This is a genomic window from Rhodococcoides corynebacterioides, assembly GCF_019834675.1.
GTDB classification, from domain to species: Bacteria; Actinomycetota; Actinomycetes; order Mycobacteriales; family Mycobacteriaceae; genus Rhodococcoides; species Rhodococcoides corynebacterioides_A.
On the sequence record NZ_JABUBU010000025.1, the window covers coordinates 22,187 to 41,881 of the forward strand.

The 19,695-nt window shown below is 70.1% G+C and carries 18 protein-coding genes and 2 pseudogenes; 13 read left to right on the plus strand and 7 right to left on the minus strand.

Annotated features, from left to right (window positions below; genetic code table 11):
• The first annotated feature begins 11 nt into the window (after nucleotides 1-11).
• From HQ603_RS16845 to HQ603_RS16880, 8 genes and pseudogenes are all read left to right on the plus strand, one after another.
• Nucleotides 12-1,016 carry an oxidoreductase gene (locus HQ603_RS16845; protein ID WP_308126585.1) on the plus strand — a complete coding sequence of 335 codons (1,005 nt, stop codon included), beginning with the start codon at nucleotides 12-14 and terminating at the stop codon, nucleotides 1,014-1,016.
• A complete protein-coding gene (locus HQ603_RS16850) occupies nucleotides 1,006-1,935 on the plus strand; it encodes a DNA-3-methyladenine glycosylase family protein (RefSeq protein ID WP_371831067.1) in 930 nt (309 codons plus the stop codon). Before HQ603_RS16845 ends, HQ603_RS16850 begins: the two co-directional genes overlap by 11 nt.
• A gap of 67 nt (nucleotides 1,936-2,002) precedes the next feature.
• Nucleotides 2,003-2,515 carry a VOC family protein gene (locus tag HQ603_RS16855; RefSeq protein WP_222685923.1) on the plus strand — a complete coding sequence of 171 codons (513 nt, stop codon included), beginning with the start codon at nucleotides 2,003-2,005 and terminating at the stop codon, nucleotides 2,513-2,515.
• A gap of 39 nt (nucleotides 2,516-2,554) precedes the next feature.
• Entirely contained in the window at nucleotides 2,555-3,502 is a 948-nt protein-coding gene (locus tag HQ603_RS16860) for an aldo/keto reductase (RefSeq protein WP_222685924.1), read from the plus strand.
• 87 nt (nucleotides 3,503-3,589) lie between these two features.
• Nucleotides 3,590-4,551 (plus strand): annotated as a pseudogene (locus HQ603_RS16865) (DUF222 domain-containing protein).
• A gap of 43 nt (nucleotides 4,552-4,594) precedes the next feature.
• On the plus strand, nucleotides 4,595-5,485 hold the full coding sequence (locus HQ603_RS16870) for an HNH endonuclease signature motif containing protein (RefSeq protein ID WP_222685926.1): 891 nt from the start codon (nucleotides 4,595-4,597) through the stop codon (nucleotides 5,483-5,485).
• 50 nt (nucleotides 5,486-5,535) lie between these two features.
• A complete protein-coding gene (locus HQ603_RS16875) occupies nucleotides 5,536-6,051 on the plus strand; it encodes a DUF309 domain-containing protein (RefSeq protein ID WP_222685927.1) in 516 nt (171 codons plus the stop codon).
• Nucleotides 6,052-6,178: 127 nt separating this feature from the next.
• A complete protein-coding gene (locus HQ603_RS16880; protein WP_222685941.1) occupies nucleotides 6,179-7,426 on the plus strand; it encodes a multidrug effflux MFS transporter in 1,248 nt (415 codons plus the stop codon).
• Here HQ603_RS16880 and HQ603_RS16885 read toward each other — a convergent pair.
• From HQ603_RS16885 to HQ603_RS16895, 3 genes are all read right to left on the minus strand, one after another.
• Nucleotides 7,412-8,173 (minus strand): deoxyribonuclease IV, encoded by a 762-nt coding sequence (locus HQ603_RS16885; RefSeq protein WP_222685928.1) that lies wholly within the window; start codon nucleotides 8,171-8,173, stop codon nucleotides 7,412-7,414. The genes HQ603_RS16880 and HQ603_RS16885 overlap by 15 nt on opposite strands.
• A 29-nt stretch (nucleotides 8,174-8,202) precedes the next feature.
• Nucleotides 8,203-9,171 (minus strand): NADPH:quinone oxidoreductase family protein, encoded by a 969-nt coding sequence (locus HQ603_RS16890; RefSeq protein WP_222685929.1) that lies wholly within the window; start codon nucleotides 9,169-9,171, stop codon nucleotides 8,203-8,205.
• A 72-nt stretch (nucleotides 9,172-9,243) separates the two neighbouring features.
• Nucleotides 9,244-11,481, minus strand: a complete 2,238-nt coding sequence (locus HQ603_RS16895) for a putative bifunctional diguanylate cyclase/phosphodiesterase (RefSeq protein WP_222685930.1) — start codon at nucleotides 11,479-11,481, stop codon at nucleotides 9,244-9,246.
• Nucleotides 11,482-11,657: 176 nt separating this feature from the next.
• Between HQ603_RS16895 and HQ603_RS16900 the strand changes: the two genes are divergently transcribed.
• Together HQ603_RS16900 and HQ603_RS16905 are read left to right on the plus strand one after the other, a co-directional pair.
• Nucleotides 11,658-12,308, plus strand: a complete 651-nt coding sequence (locus HQ603_RS16900) for a TetR/AcrR family transcriptional regulator (RefSeq protein ID WP_308126586.1) — start codon at nucleotides 11,658-11,660, stop codon at nucleotides 12,306-12,308.
• Nucleotides 12,305-13,510 carry an acetyl-CoA C-acetyltransferase gene (locus tag HQ603_RS16905; protein ID WP_222685932.1) on the plus strand — a complete coding sequence of 402 codons (1,206 nt, stop codon included), beginning with the start codon at nucleotides 12,305-12,307 and terminating at the stop codon, nucleotides 13,508-13,510. Before HQ603_RS16900 ends, HQ603_RS16905 begins: the two co-directional genes overlap by 4 nt.
• Before the next feature lie 28 nt (nucleotides 13,511-13,538).
• Here the strand turns inward: HQ603_RS16905 and HQ603_RS16910 are convergent, their stop codons facing one another.
• Nucleotides 13,539-14,729: an ATP-binding protein gene (locus HQ603_RS16910; protein WP_222685933.1), complete on the minus strand. Its 1,191-nt coding sequence runs from the start codon at nucleotides 14,727-14,729 to the stop codon at nucleotides 13,539-13,541.
• A gap of 172 nt (nucleotides 14,730-14,901) precedes the next feature.
• On the opposite strand from HQ603_RS16910, the gene HQ603_RS16915 reads away from it, so the two are divergent.
• The gene (locus HQ603_RS16915) at nucleotides 14,902-16,653 is read left to right on the plus strand and encodes a relaxase/mobilization nuclease domain-containing protein (RefSeq protein WP_222685934.1); all 1,752 of its coding nucleotides are present in this window, start codon (nucleotides 14,902-14,904) and stop codon (nucleotides 16,651-16,653) included.
• Nucleotides 16,654-16,750: 97 nt separating this feature from the next.
• Here HQ603_RS16915 and HQ603_RS16920 read toward each other — a convergent pair whose 3' ends face one another.
• Nucleotides 16,751-17,368, minus strand: a complete 618-nt coding sequence (locus HQ603_RS16920) for a hypothetical protein (RefSeq protein WP_222685935.1) — start codon at nucleotides 17,366-17,368, stop codon at nucleotides 16,751-16,753.
• A 172-nt stretch (nucleotides 17,369-17,540) separates the two neighbouring features.
• Between HQ603_RS16920 and HQ603_RS16925 the strand changes: the two genes are divergently transcribed.
• Nucleotides 17,541-18,062 (plus strand): hypothetical protein, encoded by a 522-nt coding sequence (locus HQ603_RS16925; protein ID WP_222685936.1) that lies wholly within the window; start codon nucleotides 17,541-17,543, stop codon nucleotides 18,060-18,062.
• Nucleotides 18,063-18,227: 165 nt separating this feature from the next.
• Nucleotides 18,228-18,599: a hypothetical protein gene (locus tag HQ603_RS16930; protein ID WP_222685937.1), complete on the plus strand. Its 372-nt coding sequence runs from the start codon at nucleotides 18,228-18,230 to the stop codon at nucleotides 18,597-18,599.
• 288 nt (nucleotides 18,600-18,887) lie between these two features.
• Here HQ603_RS16930 and HQ603_RS16935 read toward each other — a convergent pair whose 3' ends face one another.
• Nucleotides 18,888-19,193 (minus strand): hypothetical protein, encoded by a 306-nt coding sequence (locus HQ603_RS16935; RefSeq protein ID WP_308126587.1) that lies wholly within the window; start codon nucleotides 19,191-19,193, stop codon nucleotides 18,888-18,890.
• A gap of 110 nt (nucleotides 19,194-19,303) precedes the next feature.
• Nucleotides 19,304-19,357, minus strand: a pseudogene (locus HQ603_RS19270) (DUF2510 domain-containing protein); the annotation flags it as partial.
• Between the last annotated feature and the right edge of the window lie 338 nt (nucleotides 19,358-19,695).

The window sequence follows — 19,695 nt, forward strand, 5'->3', positions numbered from 1 at the left end:
CCCTCGATCGTGTGACCGCACCCAACGACAGCTTCCGTGCCCTCGTCGCCCGCGCGACCGACGACGGCATCGACCTCGCCGCCGAGACCGTCGACGCGTCGTTCCTGCCGGACGGCACGGTGACGGTGGCCGTCGAGTACTCGTCGATCAACTACAAGGACGCGCTCGCCGTCACCCCGAAGGGTGGCGTCGTGCGGGACTACCCGATCGTGCCGGGCATCGACCTCGCCGGCACGGTGGTCGCGTCGGAGTCGCCCGACATCGCCGTCGGCACCCGCGTCGTCGCCCACGGATACGAGATCGGCACCGGCCGCCACGGTGGGTACGCCGAGTACGCGCGTCTGCCGGCGGAGTGGGTGGTCCCGCTGCCGGACGACCTCACGACGGCGGATGCCGCGGCCATCGGTACCGCGGGCTTCACCGCGGCGATGAGTGTGCAGGCCCTCGAGCGGCACGGCGTGCGGCCGGATGACGGACCCATCGTGGTGACCGGCGCGAGCGGCGGCGTGGGCACGGTGGCCGTGGACCTGCTCTCGCGCAAGGGTTTCGAGGTGGTCGCGTCCACCGGAAAGACGTCGGCGCACGATCTGCTGCGCACCCTGGGGGCCGCCGAGGTCGTCGGCCGGCTGCCCGCGGACCCGGACGCGAAGCCCCGTCCGCTCGGCACGGCGCGGTGGGCCGGTGCGGTCGACTGCGTCGGCGGTGCGACGCTGGCCGACGTGCTCTCCACCGTCCGGTACGGCGGCGCCGTCGCGGCGAGCGGACTGACGGGTGGGCCGACGTTGTCGACTACCGTCCTGCCGTTCATCCTGCGGGGAATCGCGTTGCTGGGCATCGATTCCGTGCAGATGCCGATCGACGCCCGACGTGCGCTCTGGGCGCGGCTCGCCGACGATCTGCGTCCGAGCCGACTCGCCGAGGTGACCACCGAGGTGGGGTTGGACGGCGTCCAGGGCGTGATCGACGCACTGCGAGGCGGCGAGAACACCGGGCGCGCGCTGGTTCGTGTCCGGTAGCGAGTCCCCCTCCCTGCGGCGGGTCCTGCACTCGGATCGTCCACTGAGCCTGCGCCACACGCTCTCTCCCCATCGACGGGGTCGGAGCGACCCGACGCACCGCACGCTGCCCGACGGAAGCATTTGGCGGACATCGTTGTTCGCGAGCGGGGCCGTGACCTACCGACTCCGCCAACCGTCGCGTACCGAGGTCGTCGCCGACGTGTGGGGCGACGGCGCCGAGGAGTTCGTCGACACCCTGCCCGGTCTGGTCGGAATGCTGGACGACGCCACGGGATTCGCACCCGAACACCGCATCCTCGTCGAGGCCGCCCGACGCCTGACTCACCTCCACCTCGGCCGGACGGGGCAGGTGTTCGAAGCGCTCGTCCCCGCCGTCCTCGAACAGAAGGTCCACGGCGTCGCTGCGTTCGCGTCGTGGCGTCGCCTGGTGACGCGCTTCGGCGCTCCCGCACCCGGCCCGGCGCCGTCGGGCATGGCGGTGTCGCCGCCACCGGACGTCTGGCGTCGTGTTCCGTCGTGGGAATTCCACCGCGCCAACGTCGATCCGAAACGAGCGCGCACGATCGTGGAGGCCGCACGGGTCGCGGACAAGCTCACCCCGATCGTGGGCATGACCCACGACGATGCGTATCGACGCCTGCGGCTGGTCCCCGGCATCGGCGAGTGGACGGCGGCGGAGGTGTGCCAGCGCGCCCTAGGCGACGCCGACGCGCTGTCGGTCGGCGACTATCACCTGGCGGCGGTGATCGGGTGGAGTCTCGTCGGCGCCCCGATGACGGACGACGAGATGGTGGCGTACCTCGAGCCGCTCCGCCCGCACCGGTACCGGGCGGTGCGGCTCCTCGAGGTGAGCGGGATGGCGGTGCGGCCGAAGTTCGGGCCGCGCACCCCGATCACCGACCACCGGTTCCACTGACCCGCGGGGAATGATTCGCGTACAGTCTGCGTTGAAGCTTCAACACTGACTGGAAAGGACTCCCCCCATGGCCATCTCTCGGCTCAACCACGCCGTTCTCTACGTTCGCGACGCCGAGCGCAGCGCCGCGTTCTATCGCGACGTGCTCGGATTCCGCGTCGTGATGGCGATGGGCGACCGCGCCGTCTTCCTGCAGGCTCCCGACAGCACCAACGATCACGACCTGGGCCTGTTCTCCGTCGGCGACGCGGCCGGCGCCAGTCCCGCCGGTCGGGCGACGGTCGGCCTCTACCACCTGGCCTGGGAAGTGCGGACGCTCGCCGATCTGGCCACGGTGCGCGACGATCTCGCCGGCGCCGGAGCGTTGGTCGGCGCGTCCGATCACGGCACCACCAAGAGTCTCTACGGGCAGGATCCCGACGGCCTCGAGTTCGAGATCGTCTGGCTGATCCCGGCCGACCGCCTCGACGACGCGATCCTTCAGGCCAAGACCACCATTCGGCCGCTCGACCTCGACGCGGAGATCGAGCGTTTCGGTGCGGACACCCTCGGCGGCATCGGTATCAGCGTGTCGGCCTGACGCGGGAACAGTGAGCACGGCTCACGAGTTGTTCTCGGTATGACTCGCATCGGACACTCGGACCTGGACGTCTTCCCGCTCGCGCTCGGCGCCAACACCTTCGGATGGACCTCCGACGAGGCCGCCTCGCACGACATCGTCGACGCGTTCCTCGGGGCCGGCGGGTCGTTGATCGACACGGCCGACTCGTATTCGGCGTTTGCACCGGGCAATTCGGGCGGCGAGTCCGAAACCGTCATCGGTAACTGGTTCGCCCGGACCGGCCGGCGAGACGACGTCGTCCTCGCGACCAAGGTGAGTCGGCACCCGGACTTCCCCGGTCTGTCCGCCTCGAACATCGCCGCCGCGGCCGAAGCATCGCTGGCGCGACTCCAGAGCGACCACATCGACCTGTACTACGCGCATTTCGACGACGAGGACACCCCGCTCGACGAGACCGTCGCCGCGTTCGATGCCCTCGTGAAGGCCGGCAAGGTCCGCTACGTCGGCATCTCGAACTACTCCCCCGAGCGTGCACAGGCCTGGCTCGACATCGCCGATCGGGAGGGCTTCGACAAGCCCGTCGCGCTACAGCCGCACTACAACCTGGTGCACCGGCAGTCCTACGAGCCCGCGCTGCAGGGGCTCGCGACCGAGAACCACCTCGGCGTGTTCCCGTACTTCGCGCTCGCGTCGGGCTTCCTCACCGGGAAGTACCGCACGAAGGACGATCTCGGGGACAGCATGCGCGGGAAGATGGCATCGGGATACCTGAGCGACTCGGGGCTCGCCGTCGTCGACGCGCTCGCCGAGATCGCGGAAGCCCACGACACCGCCATTCCGACCGTGGCGCTCGCCTGGCTCCTGACCCGGCCGGGCATCGTCGCACCGATCGCCAGCGCGAGCCGGATCGGGCAGCTCCCGTCGTTGACCGAGGCGCCCGGCCTGAGCCTGACGGACGACGAGGTCGCTCGGCTCACCAAGGCCTCGGACGCTGTCGGGGAGTAAGACTCTGGCCGCCCGCCCTTCGATCGGTGTCCCGGTTCCCGGTCGTTGTCGTGGCGGGTGTCGGTGGGAGCCACTACAATCGAACACATGAGCGATCGGGGGGTCGGCGCGGTGAGCGTGGCGCAGGTGGGCGGTGTGCCGTGGCCTGAGCGCGATCACGCCGCGCTGGGCCTGCCCGTGTCCTTCGACCTCCCCGTCGGTGGGCACCTCGACGCCCTGGCCGACCTCGCCGCGGGCGCGGGGTATCTGGAGTGGCGCCGCTACCGGCACGCCGCGGCCCTGCACACCGAGTTGGTGGTGCCGGAGGAGGACCACGACGAGCGGGCCGTCGATGCGTACGCCCAGTGCGCCGCCCGCATCGCCACCGCACTGTCGGTCTCGCAGTACGTCGCCGAACGACTCCTCGACAACGCCGTCGCCCTGCGGGACCGGTTGCCGCGGGTGTTCGAGTGCCTGCGCGACGGACTGGTATCCCCGACTTTCATCCGCACCATCGTCTCCCGCACCGAACTCATCACGGCCGCCCGTACCAGGAGCAGGTGGACACCGACATCGCCGCCGCGCTACGCAAGCCGGGGACGTGGTCCACGGCGCGGGTGCGGGACCTGTGCGATCAGATGGTCTACCGCCGTGACCCCGACGCCGTCCGCGAACGACGCGAAGAAGCACTCAAGGGGCGGTGCTTCTTCACCGAGGCCGGTCTCGACGGGATGGGGACGGTGGGGGCAACCATGTCCGCCGAACGCGCCGCCATCGTCGCCCGCGTCGTCGAACGACTCGCCGCGCAGGTCTGCAAGCACGACAGTCGCACCAAAACCGCGCGGGCGTCGGATGCGTTGTTCGCATTGGTCAAGCACGCCCCGTTCGGCTGCGACTGCGGCCGCCCCGAGTGTGCCTTCACGGTGGTCGATGCGGACGAGGTCGCAGCGAACGCAGCACGCATCGTGATCCACGTCGTCACCGACAGCGCACCCGCAGACGCAGGAGGCGAACACGGCTGCGACCGCACCCCATGCGGGCCGTTCAGCCGACGAGGTCGAGATAACTGACGGAGCCGAGGACGGCGGGGTCGAGAACGAGGCCGGGGTCGACGTGGCTGTGGTCGACGCGGTCGCGGGCGAGAACGTCGTGGCCGACGATGCTCCGGTCGAGAAGGCCGAGGAGGTCCAGGCTGAGGCGGTCGAGGCTGAGGCGGTCGAGGCTGAGGCGGTCGAGGTCGAGGTCGAGGTCGAGGAGACAGTGGCGGGTGAGGATGCGGCCGCCGACGCTGCGGCGGAGCCCGGGCCCGAGCTGGTCGACGGTGTCGGGTTCGTCGCCGGGCTCGGCATCATCTCCGGAGCCCACGTCCGCGACCTCGCCGACGACCCCGAGGCGGTCATCCGCCCGCTCGGCGACGGCACCGACACTCCACTGCCCGCGACCCAACCGGCGGATCCGTACCGGCCCTCGACCGCATTGGACACCTACATCCGCGCCCGAGACCGGTACTGCACCTGGCCCGGCTGCAACACCCCCGCGTGGGACGGCGACCTCGACCACATCACCGAATACGACCACGCCCACCCCGAGCGGGGCGGGCAGACCAGCGCGACCGGACTCGGCGCCAAGTGCCGGTTCCACCACCTACTGAAAACGTTCGGGGACTTCGTCGACGACCAGTACGACGACCCCGACCACCCGGGGCGCATCATCCGAACCTTCACCATCCCGGAAGGCCGCACCGTCCTCGGTCCGGCGTACACCGGGTTCGACACCCACCCCGGACTCGACATGATTGTCTTCGGCGACCCACCCGTCACCGGCAGCACCAGTTCACCGACACCACGCACCCCGAAGCCGGACCAACCCGAACCCACCCGACCCGCCCCACGCACCGAGCAGAAACACGCCCGCCGCCGCCAGGAACGCAACCGAAACCGACTCCGCAACAACCTGAACGGGGTCCGACCACCCGGACCCGACGACGCACCACCCCCGTTCTGACCGGGCGACGTCTCGGCACCGGCTCGACCGGCCAGAGTAGAACGGAGGGTATGCACGGAGACGACACGAGCGGCGTCGACACCGGGGACCGCTCCCCGACCGCGCGCGACCGCCTCGGCGACGGCCGACCCCAGAACGGCCGACCCCGAGACATCCTGGGGCGGCCACTGCCGCACGGCTCCGTCGGCGTCCCGCGCGTGCCGGACGATCTTCAGCTTCCCCCGCACGAGTCGCTGCCGTTGGCTCAGCGCTACCTCGACGACGGGATGCCGTTCCACGCCCACGACGTTCTCGAGGGCACCTGGAAGGCGACCAACGGCGACGATCGCGAACTCTGGCAGGGCCTCGCGCAACTGGCCGTCGGCCTCACCCACCTGATGCGGGGCAATGCCGCCGGCGCTGTGACGCTGATCACACGCGGTCGGGACCGCCTCACCCCCTACGGCGCTGCGCCGCCGCACGGGGTGGACGTCGTCGGCCTCGTGGGCTGGGCCGACACGGTCCTCGCCGCCCTCGACCGCGGCTCGGTGGAGGTGCCCGCACCTCCCCGGCTCGCCTCCACCTGACCACGGACCGGGCCGGGACGGGAACAGATCCGATTCCCCGGGTGCTGCAGCCCGGGTGACGACGAAACCCGCCTCGGTCGCTGCCCTCACCACGACCCGCGATCAATCGCCGCCGTCGCGACTGCGCATGATCCTGGTCCTCGGAGCTCTCGTCGCCCTGGGCCCCCTGACCATCGACGTCTACCTGCCGGCACTGCCCGCCATCACCGACGATCTGAACTCCACCGACGCCGCGGTGCAGTTCACCCTCACGGGCACCCTGATCGGCCTCGCCGTCGGCCAGTTGGTCATCGGCCCGCTGTCCGACGCTCTCGGCCGGCGCCGTCCGTTGATCGCCGGCACGGCCGTCCACATCGTCGCGTCACTGTTGTGCATGATTGCCCCGTCCGTTGCGGTGCTCGGGGTCACGCGGGCTTTGCAGGGCTTTGGCGCCGCCGCCACCATGGTGATCGCCCTCGCCATCGTGCGCGATCTCTACGAGGGCCGCGCCGCCGCCACTGTCCTGTCGCGCCTGGTGCTGGTGATGGGCGTCGCGCCGATCGTCGCCCCCAGCCTCGGCGGCGTGATCCTGCTGCAGGGCTCCTGGCGCGGCATCTTCGCCGGCCTGGCCGTGGCCGGTGTGCTGCTCATGCTCGTCGCGGTGTTCTTCCTGCGCGAGACGCTGCCCGCCGAGCGCCGCCGCGCTCCCGAGGTGGTGCCGGTGCTGCGGACCTACGGCAGCCTGTTGCGCGACCGTAGCTTCGTCGTCCTCGTGTTGGTGGCCGGCCTCGGCATGTCGGCTCTCTTCGCCTACATCTCCGGCAGCTCGTTCGTCCTCCAGGACGGGTACGGGCTCGGCGAGCAGCAGTTCGCCCTGGTCTTCGGCATCGGCGCCGTCGCCCTCATCGGCGCGTCCCAGCTGAACGTGCTGGCGCTGCAACGCTTCTCACCCGCCCGCATCGTCACCGTCGCGCTGATCGCCATGGCTGTCTCCGGCGTCGCCCTGATCGTCACGACGACGACGGAGGTCGGCGGCGTCGTCGGCTTCATGATCCCGGTGCTGTGCGTCCTCGCCTCGGCCGGCTTCGTGATGCCCAACTCGCCCGCCCTGGCCCTCTCGCGGCACGGTGAGGCAGCGGGCACCGCTGCGGCCCTGCTCGGCGCGGCGCAGTTCGGACTCGGTGCCCTGATCGCACCGCTCGTCGGCGCCCTGGGCAACGACGGCCCGGCCATGGCGATGACCATGACCGGCGGCGCCGTGGTGGCTCTGGCCGCGCTGGCCTACGCGCGACCCGACCGCGACCGGCCGGAGACCGTGGTCGACGGGTCGGCCACCGAGGCCCTGGTCGACGGGTCGGCCACCGCGACCGTGGTCGACCGGTCAGCGACCGCGTAGGTACGCCACGTCGTCGGCGATGCCCTCGCCCGGTGTCTCCAGAACGATCGGGGCGCCCGACTCGGCCGCCACCGCCGCGAGTACCTCGGGGTCGATGGATCCGGAGGCGAGGTTGGCGTGGCGGTCGCGGGCCGAGTCGAACTCGTCGCGCGAGTTGTTGAGGTGCACCAGGTCGATGCGGCCGGTGATCGCCTTCACCCGCTCGATGACGTCGACGAGTTCCTCGCCGCCCGCCCACGCGTGACAGGTGTCCAGGCAGAACCCGGCGCCGAACTCGCCGACCGCGTCCCACAGCCGGGCGATGGCGTCGAACCGGCGCGCCATCGCCCGATCGCCGCCCGCGGTGTTCTCGATCCAGATGGGCACCTCGAACCCGCCGGACTCGGCCTGCCGCTCGAAGAGCTTGCGCCAGTTGGCCACTCCCTCGGCTGGGTCCTCCCCGTCCCGCACGTGCCCACCGTGCACCACCATCCCCAGCGCACCGAGCTCGGCGGCGACGGTGGCCTGCTGCGCCAACGCCTTGCGCGACGGGATGCGAATCCGGTTGTTGAGGCTGGCGACGTTGATGACGTACGACGAGTGCACGACGACGTCGACGGCCGAGTCCCGCACCGCCGCGAGGGACTCGTCGATCACCGGCTTGTTCCACTTCTGTGGGTCGGTGACGAAGAGCTGGACCAGATCGACGTCCAACGACGTCGCCTCGTCGAGCGGCGAATCCGACCGAACGTGTGCCCCGATGCGCATGGCTCGACCCTACCGACGCGCTCCGACGGTCACCGCAGGCTCAGCACGACCTTGCCGGTGGCGGTGCGGTTCTCCAGGGACGCGACGGCCGCTCCGGCCTCCGCCAGGGGGTACACCGAGGGCTCGGGTGCGGACAGCCGACCGTCCGCGAAGAGCGGCGCCAGTTCCGCCCACTGCGTCGCCGTGTAGCCCGGACGGGACATCCACCAGGCACCCCATCCGGCGCCGACCACCTCGACGTTGTTGAGCAGCAGGCGATTGACCTTCACCGTCGGGATCTCCCCGCCCGTGAAGCCGATGACCACCAACCGGCCGGCGGGCGCGAGGGAACGGATGCTGTCGGTGAACCGGTCACCACCCACCGGGTCGATGACGACGTCGACGCCGCGGCCACCGGTCAGTTCCTTCACCTGCTCGCGCCACCCGTCGACGAGCACGACGTCCGTCGCACCCGCGGCGCGCGCGACGGCGGCCTTCTCCTCGGTGCTGACGACGGCGATGGTGCGGGACGCGCCGAGCACCGGGGCCAGCCGCAGCGCGGAGGTGCCGATACCGCCGGCCGCGCCGTGCACCAGCACGGTCTCGCCCTCGGCGAGCCGGCCGCGTTCACGCAGCGAGAAGTGCACGGTGAGGTCGTTGAAGAGCACTCCGGCGCCGGCCTCGAAGGACACCTGATCCGGCAGTGCGAACACCAGTTCCGGGGTGGCGAGCACCACCTCCGCCATCCCGCCGCCGATCCCGGTAAGGGCTGCCACCCGATCGCCCGCGGTCAGCCCCGAGCCCTCCGGCGCGGAGCGGACCACGCCCGCCACCTCGCTCCCGGGCACGAACGGCAGGTCCGGGCGGTACTGGTAGAGACCGCGGGTGAGCAGCGCGTCGGGAAACGCGACCCCCGCCGCGTGGACGTCGATCAGCACCCCGTCACCGGTCGGCTCCGCGATGTCGGCGACGGTGACCGACTCCGGCCCGTCGAGGGTGGTCACCTGTACTGCGCGCACGCCGTGGTCCTTCCGTCGGGAAACTGCTGTGGTCGACGATCGACGTTCAGACAACCACACGCGTGCCCGGCGTCACACGGGTGCCGCGTCGAGGGCGCGGACCACCGCCGTCACCTCACCGACCGGAACGGGCCGGCTGACGAAGAACCCCTGCACCGCGTCGCACCCCCAGTGCCGCAGCATCTCCAGGGTCGCCGCGTCCTCGACGCCCTCCGCGACCAGGTGCAGGCGCATCCGGCGGGCCAGGTCGACCGTCGACGCCACGATGGCGCGGTCGACCTCGTCGTCGACGATCGACGCCACCAGGGACCGGTCGAGCTTGAGCTGCTGGACCGGCAGCCGCGAGAGATAGGCCAGCGAGCTGTATCCGGTACCGAAGTCGTCGATGGAGAGCGTCACGCCGAGGGCGCGCAGGGCGTTCATCGTGATCACCGCGCGGGTCGGGTCGGTCATCGCGGACGTCTCGGTGACCTCGAGGACCACGGCCGACGGCGGCACGTCGTACCGCGACAGCGCCTCCGAGACCTGGTCCGGCAGAGTCGAATCCACCAGGTTGCGGACCGAGAGATTGACGGCGACGTCGACGTCCAGCCCCGCCGCCCGCCACCGAGCGCAGTCCCCGAGCGCCCGATCGAGGACGTACGACGTCAGCGCCCCGATGATCGACGTCGCTTCGGCCCCCGCGAGGAAGTCGGCGGGCCCCAGCAACCCGTCGACGGGATGGCGCCACCGCAGCAGGGCCTCGAGGCCCGACACCCGACCCGACCGCAGATCGAGACGCGGTTGATAGAACAGGTCGAGTTCACCCGAGCGCATCGCGACCTCGAGCTCACCGAGACGGCGGAGCCGGTTGGCCTGGTCGGTCTCCATCGTGCGGTCGTAGACGGCGACCCGCGGGTGTCGACGCTGCGCCTCCCCGACCGCAGCGTGCGCGCGCTGGATCATGTTCTCGGCCGTCGTGACTCCCGCCGTGCCGGTGTCCGACCCGTCGCACGCGCGCAGCGCGACGCCGATGCTGCAGTCGACGGTGACCTGCATGTCGCGCATCTCGATCGGTGCGGTGACGGCCGCGCGCACGACGGCGGCGAACTCGGTCGCGGACCGGTCGTCTAGCGGGCCGGCGACGACGGCGAACTCGTCGCCACCGAGACGGCCGACCACCGAGGTGGGAGGCACCGCGTCGAGCAGTCGCTCGCCGATCGTCCGCAGCAGGCGGTCCCCGTCGGTGTAGCCGAAGGTGGCGTTGACGTCGGCGAAGCCGTGGAGGTCGACGAGGACGAGCCCCACCCACGGGTCGGTCGCGAGACGGCGGGACAGCCGACGCTCGAGCTCGTTGCGGGTCGCCAGCCCGGTCACCCGGTCGGTGGTCGCGGACTCGCGCAGCGCCTCGGCCTGCCGTCCCAGCACCTGCAGGAACATCCACACGCGCACGGACCCCACCACGACCATGACGGCGGTGGCCACGACCGCCACCGATCCCCACTCCGAGGCCGGCACACCGCGCGAGAGCTGCAGGGTCATCGCGGTCGGCGTCAACGCGACGGCGAGCGTGATGAGCGCGAGGCGCGACAGGCCGGTGCCCCGACGCGAGAACGTCGGCGCCGGCCGGGGCCGCTCGGGTCGCACCGCGGCGGCGCCGAACAGGACGTACGAGGTGAGCCACATCATGTTCAGCACCGTCTCCGCGGTGCCCTCGATCTTCCACACGTAGGAGCCGTAGTCCGCGACGACCATCACGGCGAGGCCGACACCCACCAGCACCAGCGTCACGGTGCCGGCGCGCCGACGCAGGAACACCGACAGCACCAGCACCAGGACGAAGACGTCGATCTCGGTGTAGAACAGCCCGAGCCAGACCGACGCGGGGGTGTCGGGGAATTGCGCGGACACGAACACCCAGGACGTCAGCCCGACGCCGGCGGTCGTCATCGCGGCGTCCAGCACGTCGACGGGTGCGATGAGCCGGCCGACGGAGTCGCGCGCGCTCAGCAGGGCCGCGACGATCAGCACGTAGCCGAGGACGTAGCCCGCGTCGGCCCACGACGGGAACGGGGTGCCGGCGGCGGTGGTGTCGAGCACGCCGGTGTAGACGTCGCCGGCGGTCCAGGCGAGCAGCGCCGCCCCGAGGATCTTCCACGGCAGGGTGTCCCGCTTGATGCCGGTCCGGACTCCGACGACGACGGCCACGACGGACGACGCCGCCACGACGGAGTAGACCGCGCCGGCCACGGGACCGGCGGGTATCAGCCCGTACGCACCGACCACGACGAGGCCGCCGAGCAGCACCCGCGTGGACCAGGACGTCGACATCGCTCCACCTTTCCCGGGCGCGGTTGGCGCGACCCCACGGTGCGAAACCCGACTTCCCACCATTGTTCCCACGAACCGGGCGTGACGACACCGTTGTCGACCACTTTGTTGGTGAATGGCGGTTAACCGAAATGGTACGCTGCCGTCCGGCGGAACGAACCGGGAAGGCGGCGCACGTGGGGCAGAGGAGCGACGGCACCGAGACCGAGCGTTCTCGCCTCAAGGCCGAGCGCCGCAGCAACCTGCTCGACGCCGCCGCCGAGTTGGTCGCCGCGCGCGGCTACCACGGACTGCGCCTCGAGGACCTCGGCGCGGCGGTCGGCATCAGCGGACCGGCCGTGTACCGGCACTTCCCGAACAAGGAAGCCGTCCTGGTCGAATTGCTGGTCGGCGTGTCCGAGTACCTGCACCGCGGCGGCGAGAACGCCGCGACCGAGCCCGATCCGGCCGCCCGGGTGCGTGCGCTGGTCGGCTTCCACCTGACCTTCGCACTCACCTCGCCGCGCCTGATCGAGATCCAGTTCCGCGACCTCGCCAACCTGCCCGACGACGCCCGCCACCGGGTGCGCTCCCTGCAGCGTGCCTACGTCGAGACCTGGGTCCGGGCGCTGCGCGACCTCGATCCGTCGCGGTCCGAGGAGGACGCCCGCATTCGTGCGCACGCCGCGTTCGGACTGCTCAACTCCACCCCGCACTCCGTGGGTCGCGTCCCGGTCCCGGTCCTGGAACAGACCCTGTCCACCATGTCGTTGACAGCACTGGGCGTGGGCGGCAGCAGTGCCGCGGCCGCCGCCACCCATCCATCCGAAGCGAGGACCCCGTCATGACCGCATCGACTCCCACCACCTCCGTCATCGTGGCGGGCGCCCGCACCCCCGTGGGGCGTCTGCTCGGGTCCCTGTCCACCCTGTCCGGGTCCGACCTCGGCGGCGTCGCCATCGCGGGCGCGCTCGAGAAGGCGGGTATCACCGGCGAGCAGGTGCAGTACGTGATCATGGGGCAGGTCCTCACCGCCGGCGCCGGCCAGATCCCCGCGCGCCAGGCCGCCCACGCCGGCGGCATCCCGCTCACCGTGCCCGCCCTGACCATCAACAAGGTGTGCCTGTCCGGCGTCGATGCCATCGCCCTCGCCGACCAGCTCATCCGCGCCGGCGAGTTCGACATCGTCGTCGCCGGTGGTCAGGAGTCGATGTCGCAGGCCCCGCACATGCTGTCCAAGAGCCGCACCGGCTTCAAGTACGGCGACGTCACCCTCGCCGACCACATGGCCTACGACGGACTGCACGACATCTTCACCGACCAGGCCATGGGCGCCCTCACCGAGGACCGCAACGCCGACGAGAAGTTCGTCTCCCGCGAGGACCAGGACGCCTTCGCCGCTGCTTCGCACCAGCGCGCGGCCGCCGCGTGGAAGAACGGCGTCTTCGACGACGAGGTCGTCCCCGTCACCATCCCCCAGCGCAAGGGCGATCCGATCGTCGTCACCGAGGACGAGGGCATCCGCCCCGACACCTCCGCCGAGTCCCTCGCGCGCCTCAAGCCGTCGTTCGACCGGAGCGGGACCATCACCGCCGGGTCCGCCTCGCAGATCTCCGACGGCGCCGCGGCCGTCGTGGTGATGAGCCGCGCCAAGGCCGAGGAGCTCGGCCTGACCTGGCTCGCCGAGATCGGCGCCCACGGCGTCGTCGCCGGCCCCGACTCGTCGCTGCAGTCCCAGCCCGCGAACGCCATTGCCGCCGCCTGCGCCAAGGACGGCATCGCCCCCACCGACCTCGACCTCGTCGAGATCAACGAGGCCTTCGCCGCCGTCGGCATCGCCTCGACCCGCGAGCTCGGCCTCGACCCGGAGAAGGTCAACGTCAACGGCGGCGCCATCGCCATCGGGCACCCCCTCGGCGCCTCCGGCGCCCGCATCGCCCTGCACCTCGCGCTCGAGCTGCAGCGACGCGGCGGCGGCACCGGTGCGGCCGCCCTGTGCGGCGGCGGGGGTCAGGGCGACGCCCTGATCCTCCGCGTCCCCACCCGCTGACACCCCCTGCGGGGTCGGTCGGCAGGACCTACTCCTCCGACTGACCCCGCAGGTACCGGCCGAAGTGCGGGACCGTGAACCCGATGGACCCCCGCTCGGCGGAATAGATCAGGCCCTTCTTGATCAATCCGTCACGCGCGGGGGACAACGACGCGGGCTTGCGACCGAGTTCGACGGCGATGCTCGCCGTCGACACCGGCCCGTCGTCACCGGACAGTTCGGCCATCGCCCTCATGTACTCCCGCTCGGCGGGCGTCGCGCGCTCGTAGCGCGATCCGAAGAAGCCGACGGCCAGTTCGTCCTCCGCGGTCGGGGCGGCCACACGGACGTCGTCGGCGGTGATGGGACTGTCCGCGGCGTGGTCCCAGGTGGCCTTGCCGTAGGCCTGCACGAAGTACGGGTAGCCGTCCGCCGCCGCGTACAGCGCGTCGAGTGCCTCGGCGGTGTACTCGACGTCCTCGCGCTCCGCCGGCGCAATCAGGGCCAGATCGGCCGACGCGCGATCGAGTCGGTCGATGCGGTGGTACCCGAACAGCCTCTCGGAGTAGCTCTTCGACCCCGACAGCACGGCGGGCAGATGCGGGAGCCCGGCCCCGACGACGATCAACGGAGCCGCGTCCTGACTGAGTTCGTGGCAGGCGCCGCAGATGGCGGAGATGTCGGCGGCGCCGAGGTCCTGCATCTCGTCGATGAAGATCGCGATACCGACGCCGACGTCCCGGGCCAACGACGCCGCGTCGAGCAGCAGTTCGACGAGGTCGATCTCGATGTCACCGGTGTCCGCGCGCCCCTTCACCGCCGGCGCGTCGATGCCGGGCTGCCACTTGTCCCGCATGCCCTTGTCCTGCGACGCCCGCAGGGCGAACGACTTGAGGACACCGAGGAACTGCTCGACGCGGTCCGGGTCCCGATGTGAGACAGCGATTTCCCGGACGGCCATGTGCAGCGCGGACGAGAGCGGACGGCGCAGGTCCTGATCCGGCCGCGCCTCGATCTTGCCGGTCCCCCAGCGCCGCGAGATTGCCGCGGACCGAAGGTGGTTGAGCAGCACGGTCTTTCCCACACCGCGCAGTCCCGTGAGCATCACACTGCGTTCCGGGCGGCCCCGTGCAATGCGTTCGAGCACCACGTCGAACGCGTCGAGCTGCTTCCCGCGCCCGGCGAGCTCGGGCGGGCGCTGGCCGGCACCGGGGGCGTAGGGGTTCCGCACGGGGTCCATGGTGTGACGGTAGCAACCTCGTCAGGTCTTTCTCGCTCTTTCTAGCGCGTGTCCTAGAACCGTCGATAGTCGGCAAGCGACCCGCAGTCGCCGCCCGGTCCGCGGGGCGGGTCCTCCGACGCGGCACGGTGTTCGATCGGGTGCGCACGTTGCCGCGGGAGCTGTCCGGCACGTGATCCCGAACATCACGCGTGGCGCGAAGATGACGGGGCTGGTGTCGTACCTCGCCGGTCCCGGCCGGTCGAACGAGCACGAGAACCCTCACGTCGTCGCCGGCCACGAGGCGGTGCTCTTCGCTGCACCGGCGGGGGAGTTGTCGCATTCCGATGCGATCGAGTTGGCGCACGAGATCGACACGGCGCGGATCGTGTTCGGCACCGAGGTCTCCTACACCAACCGTCGGAAGATGAACGCTGCCATCGACGATGGCACCCCGCGCTCTGTGGCGCTCGCCGACGCCACTAGCGATCGCAATGTCTGGCACTGTTCGCTCTCGCTGAACCCCGACGAGGGGGAGTTGTCGGATGCCAGGTGGGGCGCGATCGCGGCCGACTTCATGCGTGAGATGGGCTTCGATGACCCGGACTCACCGCGGGCGGCGGCGAGGTGGGTCGCGATTCGGCACGGTAAGACCACCGCGGGCGGGGACCACATTCACATCGCGGCTTCCGCCGTCCGTGAGGACGGCACGAAGGTCGATACGTTCAACGACTTCAAGCGCGCACAGGCTGCGTGCGGAACGCTCGAACGCGCCCACGGACTTGTTGTGCTGACCTCACGCGAGAACGACCGCGGAACACGCGGCGTCAAACCGGCCGAGGCCGGCGTCGCTGCACGCTCCGGCGCGGCGGAGACCGCCCGCGCGCGTCTCGAGCGCACCGTGCGGGCGTGCGCCACGGCGTCGAAGACCGAAGGCGAATTCGTGCGGCGCCTGCGGGCGGAGAAGGTGCTTGTCCGGCCGCGCTACGACACGGGCACCACCGGGAGCGTGGTCGGCTACTCCGTCGCCACGACGCCGACAGCGGCCGAGCGGGCGGCCGGAGGCAAGCCAGTGTGGTTCGGCGGCGGCCGGTTGGCGAAGGACCTGACGTTGCCGCGTCTGCGCGACGAGTGGGAGACCACCGGGACCGCGCAACACGACGCAGCGGCGGAGTGGTCGGCGGCGCGGCGCGGCGCGGCGGTGACCATCACGACCGGTCGCGAACGTGCGCAGCTCGACGCCGGCGTGATGGCGCGGGCGGCCGAGGACATCGGTAAGTGGAACACCTACCTGTCCTCGATTCCGGCCTCGGACACCGCGCAATGGGCACGTGCCGCAGGACGCACTGCGGGAGTGTTCGCCGCGTGGTCGGCGCGCACCGAGTCGTTGCCGGGTCCGCTGGCGAAAGCGGCGGCAGCTCTGTCCCAGTCCGCGCAGATCCCGGCGCACCAACGCATCACCCCGGACCCGGATCGTCGGCATGCGGGCGGGGCCGCGCTGATCGTGCTGCAGACCGCGCTCACGGCACGCGGCGGCGCCGCAGCGAACGCCCTGTTGCTCCGCCAGATGATGCGCACGATGGAAGCGTTCGCCGACGCCGAACGCGCCGCCGGAAACGCACGACAAGCGCACGAACTCGTTCGAGTACGCGAACGCGAACTGACGGCGCTGCACACCCAGCTCGTACGCAAGTCCGTTGCGGACCGCGGTGCGGTCTCACCCGCGTCGGACTCGGTTCCGCGAGCGGTGACCGCTCGCGACGGCGGTCGCCCCGACGGTGTGTCGGCGGAAGCGTGGGAAGCAGCCCGGTTGACCGGCTTGGGCAACACCGGCGGGGCTCCCCATCGGGACGGTCCCGCACACGCACCGACCGCGTCATCAGGTGACGGGGCGGACAGGGCCGATAGAGGTGCACGGGGCGCAGGCGAGGCTTACGAGAGGTAGAGCCGCCGTCGCCGAATCGTCGATCGACCCGGAACCTGTCGGTCACTGCCCGCCGATCGCGGTGTTGCGGGGCAGTGATCTTCGATCTGGAACGCGACTACCGACGCAATTCGCCGACGTGGCCCGCAAGCGCGCGCAGAGCGTGGTCGATGTCCGCAAGTTCGTTTCCGCTTCCGGATCGCCGCGGCCCGTCGGTCGGCACGGGACTCACTGCCGTCATGGCCGCGATGTCGAGCTCGTAGGTCTCCGTGTACTCGGTGCCGCCGTCGTCGGTGTAAGTGATGCGCGCTGAAACGCCGCCGTCCACACCGGCGTCCAGTCGGCCGGACTTGGCGTTTCCTGCGTGGTGCCACATCACCCTGTGCCGGGCGCCGGGAACGAAGATCTTCGGGGTGGTGAGGTACCTGTCGAGCGCATCGCTGATGTGGTCGTGGTCGTTGCGCTTGGCCAGCGGACCGATCTCAACGAGGATTTGGCGTGCGAGGGACCGGCCCACGTTGGCGATCACCAAGTCTGTACTGCCGGCGCCGTGCAGCCCCGGGACGAGGTCGGCTACGACATACGGTCGACGCTCTTGCTCGGCCTGCTGACGCAGCAACGTCAGCTGACCCCGTGCACCGCCGAGAGTCCGATACGCAACCACCACCAGGCCGATCGTCGCGACCGCCGTCACCGCGGCCCCGATCGCCGTCACCCAGGCCAGAGCGTCGTTCATTGTCGATCCTTTCGTCGGGCAGCTAGGTCGTTCCTCGGTCGATCGGGACAACTCACCCGTCCCGTCGACGCGCACGAGTGTGCACGGCAGGGGTGCATCGCCCGCTGCGCCGCCCGCGCACACCCGACTGGACGGTCTGCGAATGTTGGCCCTCGGTGATTGACTTTGCGGTATGAACAAGTCCCGCGCCGCAGGCCTGGCCCCTGCGGCCGCCGTGGTCGGTCTCGTCGCTGCATGCGGCGACGGCCTGACGGATCACCCCAGGCGACTACCCGGCAGCACGGTCAGGCTGGCGGCAATGATCGGTGTGTTCACATTGGTTTCGGTCGCCGCGGCCGCGTGTACCGGAGAGACTGCCCGTGCGCCCGATGCAGGGTCCGCTGCGGACAACCAAGCGGAGATCGTCGACGTGTTGCGGCGCTATCTCGATGCCTACAACGCCGGTGACGTGCGGACGATGAACGACACGGCCTGCGCCGCAGCGCAACGAGGTGAGGCCGCACCCCCGCTGCTGCCGACCGTGGTGCACCAGATCGGCGTGGCAGAAGTCGCGGGGGACTCCGCGACTGTCCCGGTGTCCCTATCGATCGAAACCCGAGGACAACCGTCTCCGCCGGCGAGCGTGACCATCGGCGTCGTCAAAGAGGACGGCATGTGGAAGTTCTGCATGATGGAGCGCCCGACTACGGCATGACCGCCCGCGGCCGACGGGGACGCTGCGATGCAGCGATCGTGGAGAGCGAGCGAGGTCGTGACACCGTCGAAGGATTTGAGTTCTCCACGACCGACTACACAGGATGAGCCAGTGACGAGCCATGGTGGACCGGTGCGGCGGATACTTCGTCACCCGCTGACATGGGTGACGCTGGCCGTCGCCTTCGAACTGCTCATCCTCGTGCCGAGTCTGGACACGTTGGGGGACGAGCCGAGACTGTCGGTGTTCCTTCAATGGCAGAACGGCCCGTTCCTCGGCGTGCTGCTGTGCGCGGGGCTCGTTGCGGAGGTTCTGTGGCGTACCGACAAGGCGCTCGGCTGGGGAGCGTCGCTGCTCCTGCTGTTCGGGCTGTACCAATTCCGGTACTTCGTGCTCATGGTGGTCTTCTTCCACCCTTATTTCCTGTTCGGCGTGTGCAGCATGCTGTGCGTGTTCGTGGCGTCCGGGCGAACGTTGTTCGGGTCCACTGTTCGTCAAGATGCTGCGGCCGAAGAAACTGCAAGCGGTGGTCGGTGAGGTCGACCGAGGCGTCATCGGTGGTTGCCAGGGGGGAGCAGCCGGTCACACTTGTTCCGTGACACCTCGCCGAGGATGGATCGATGCCCGCACCCGTCGGCCGACGTGGTGGGCGGTACGCACTTCGACCGCTCTCGGTCGGCCACGAGGCGGTTGACGCGCAACAGGTGGTCTTTATTATCCCACCTGACCAGCAAATTTCTGCGCCTTATTTACATAAGATAAATTATCGGCAATTATTATCGTTACGTCGAGGTCCCTGAAGTCTCGGGTTCCGCGCCGGCGACCTCACTGGCCGTAGGTGTACCGCAACTGGCCGTTGATCAGCCACCCGAGTCGTTTGCGCATCGTGCGGATCTCGTCATCGTCGGGGATCGGCGGATCGGGCAGCAGGGTGAACCGCAGATCGGTTCCGGATTCGGCAGACGCCAGCTCGAACCGGACCTTCGCGTCAGGACGCGCCAGCCAGATCGACGACCACACGACAACCGACGCGTGCTCGGACACCAGCACTCGCGGGGCCACTTCGTCGGCGAGCAGGTGCAGCCAAGGCCGACGAGTCGGTCGGCCGGGATTGGTCAGGTCGTTGAACACGACATGAGGCGGCGGAGGCTGAGTCCTGCGTCTGGTCGCGACCGGCTCCATGCGATGGACGCTATACGGCGGACAGGTTTCGCGCCGACGCGAGGCGTCGAAGGTAGAAACTACACCTTCGGGTGGGTGTGTTGCGTCCACTTCGAGCCGTTCCAGTAACGCGAGTCGTCGGATCAATACATAGGCTAGGAGTGGCGGGGCTTTGCCGCATGCCGGGCGGTACAACCAGAGCGTCCGGGCACCATCGATGCCCCAATGCTCCCGTAAGGTCGACGCGTGCGGATGTCGCCTGCTGCCCTATGCCGAGTTGGCGCGACGGCCAGTACAGCTCTTGTTGCGGTTTGGACGCTGTCCAACGCCCGGCCGCTCGACTTGTGTCAGCTCCGGTCCAAAAGTGAGCAGTTGTTCCGGTCGAAAAGTGAGCAGGTTAGGTGGTCGAGTTTGCCTCACGGTCGGCGGCGACGGAAGGCAGTGACTCGATCGCGGTGTGTTTGATGCGGTA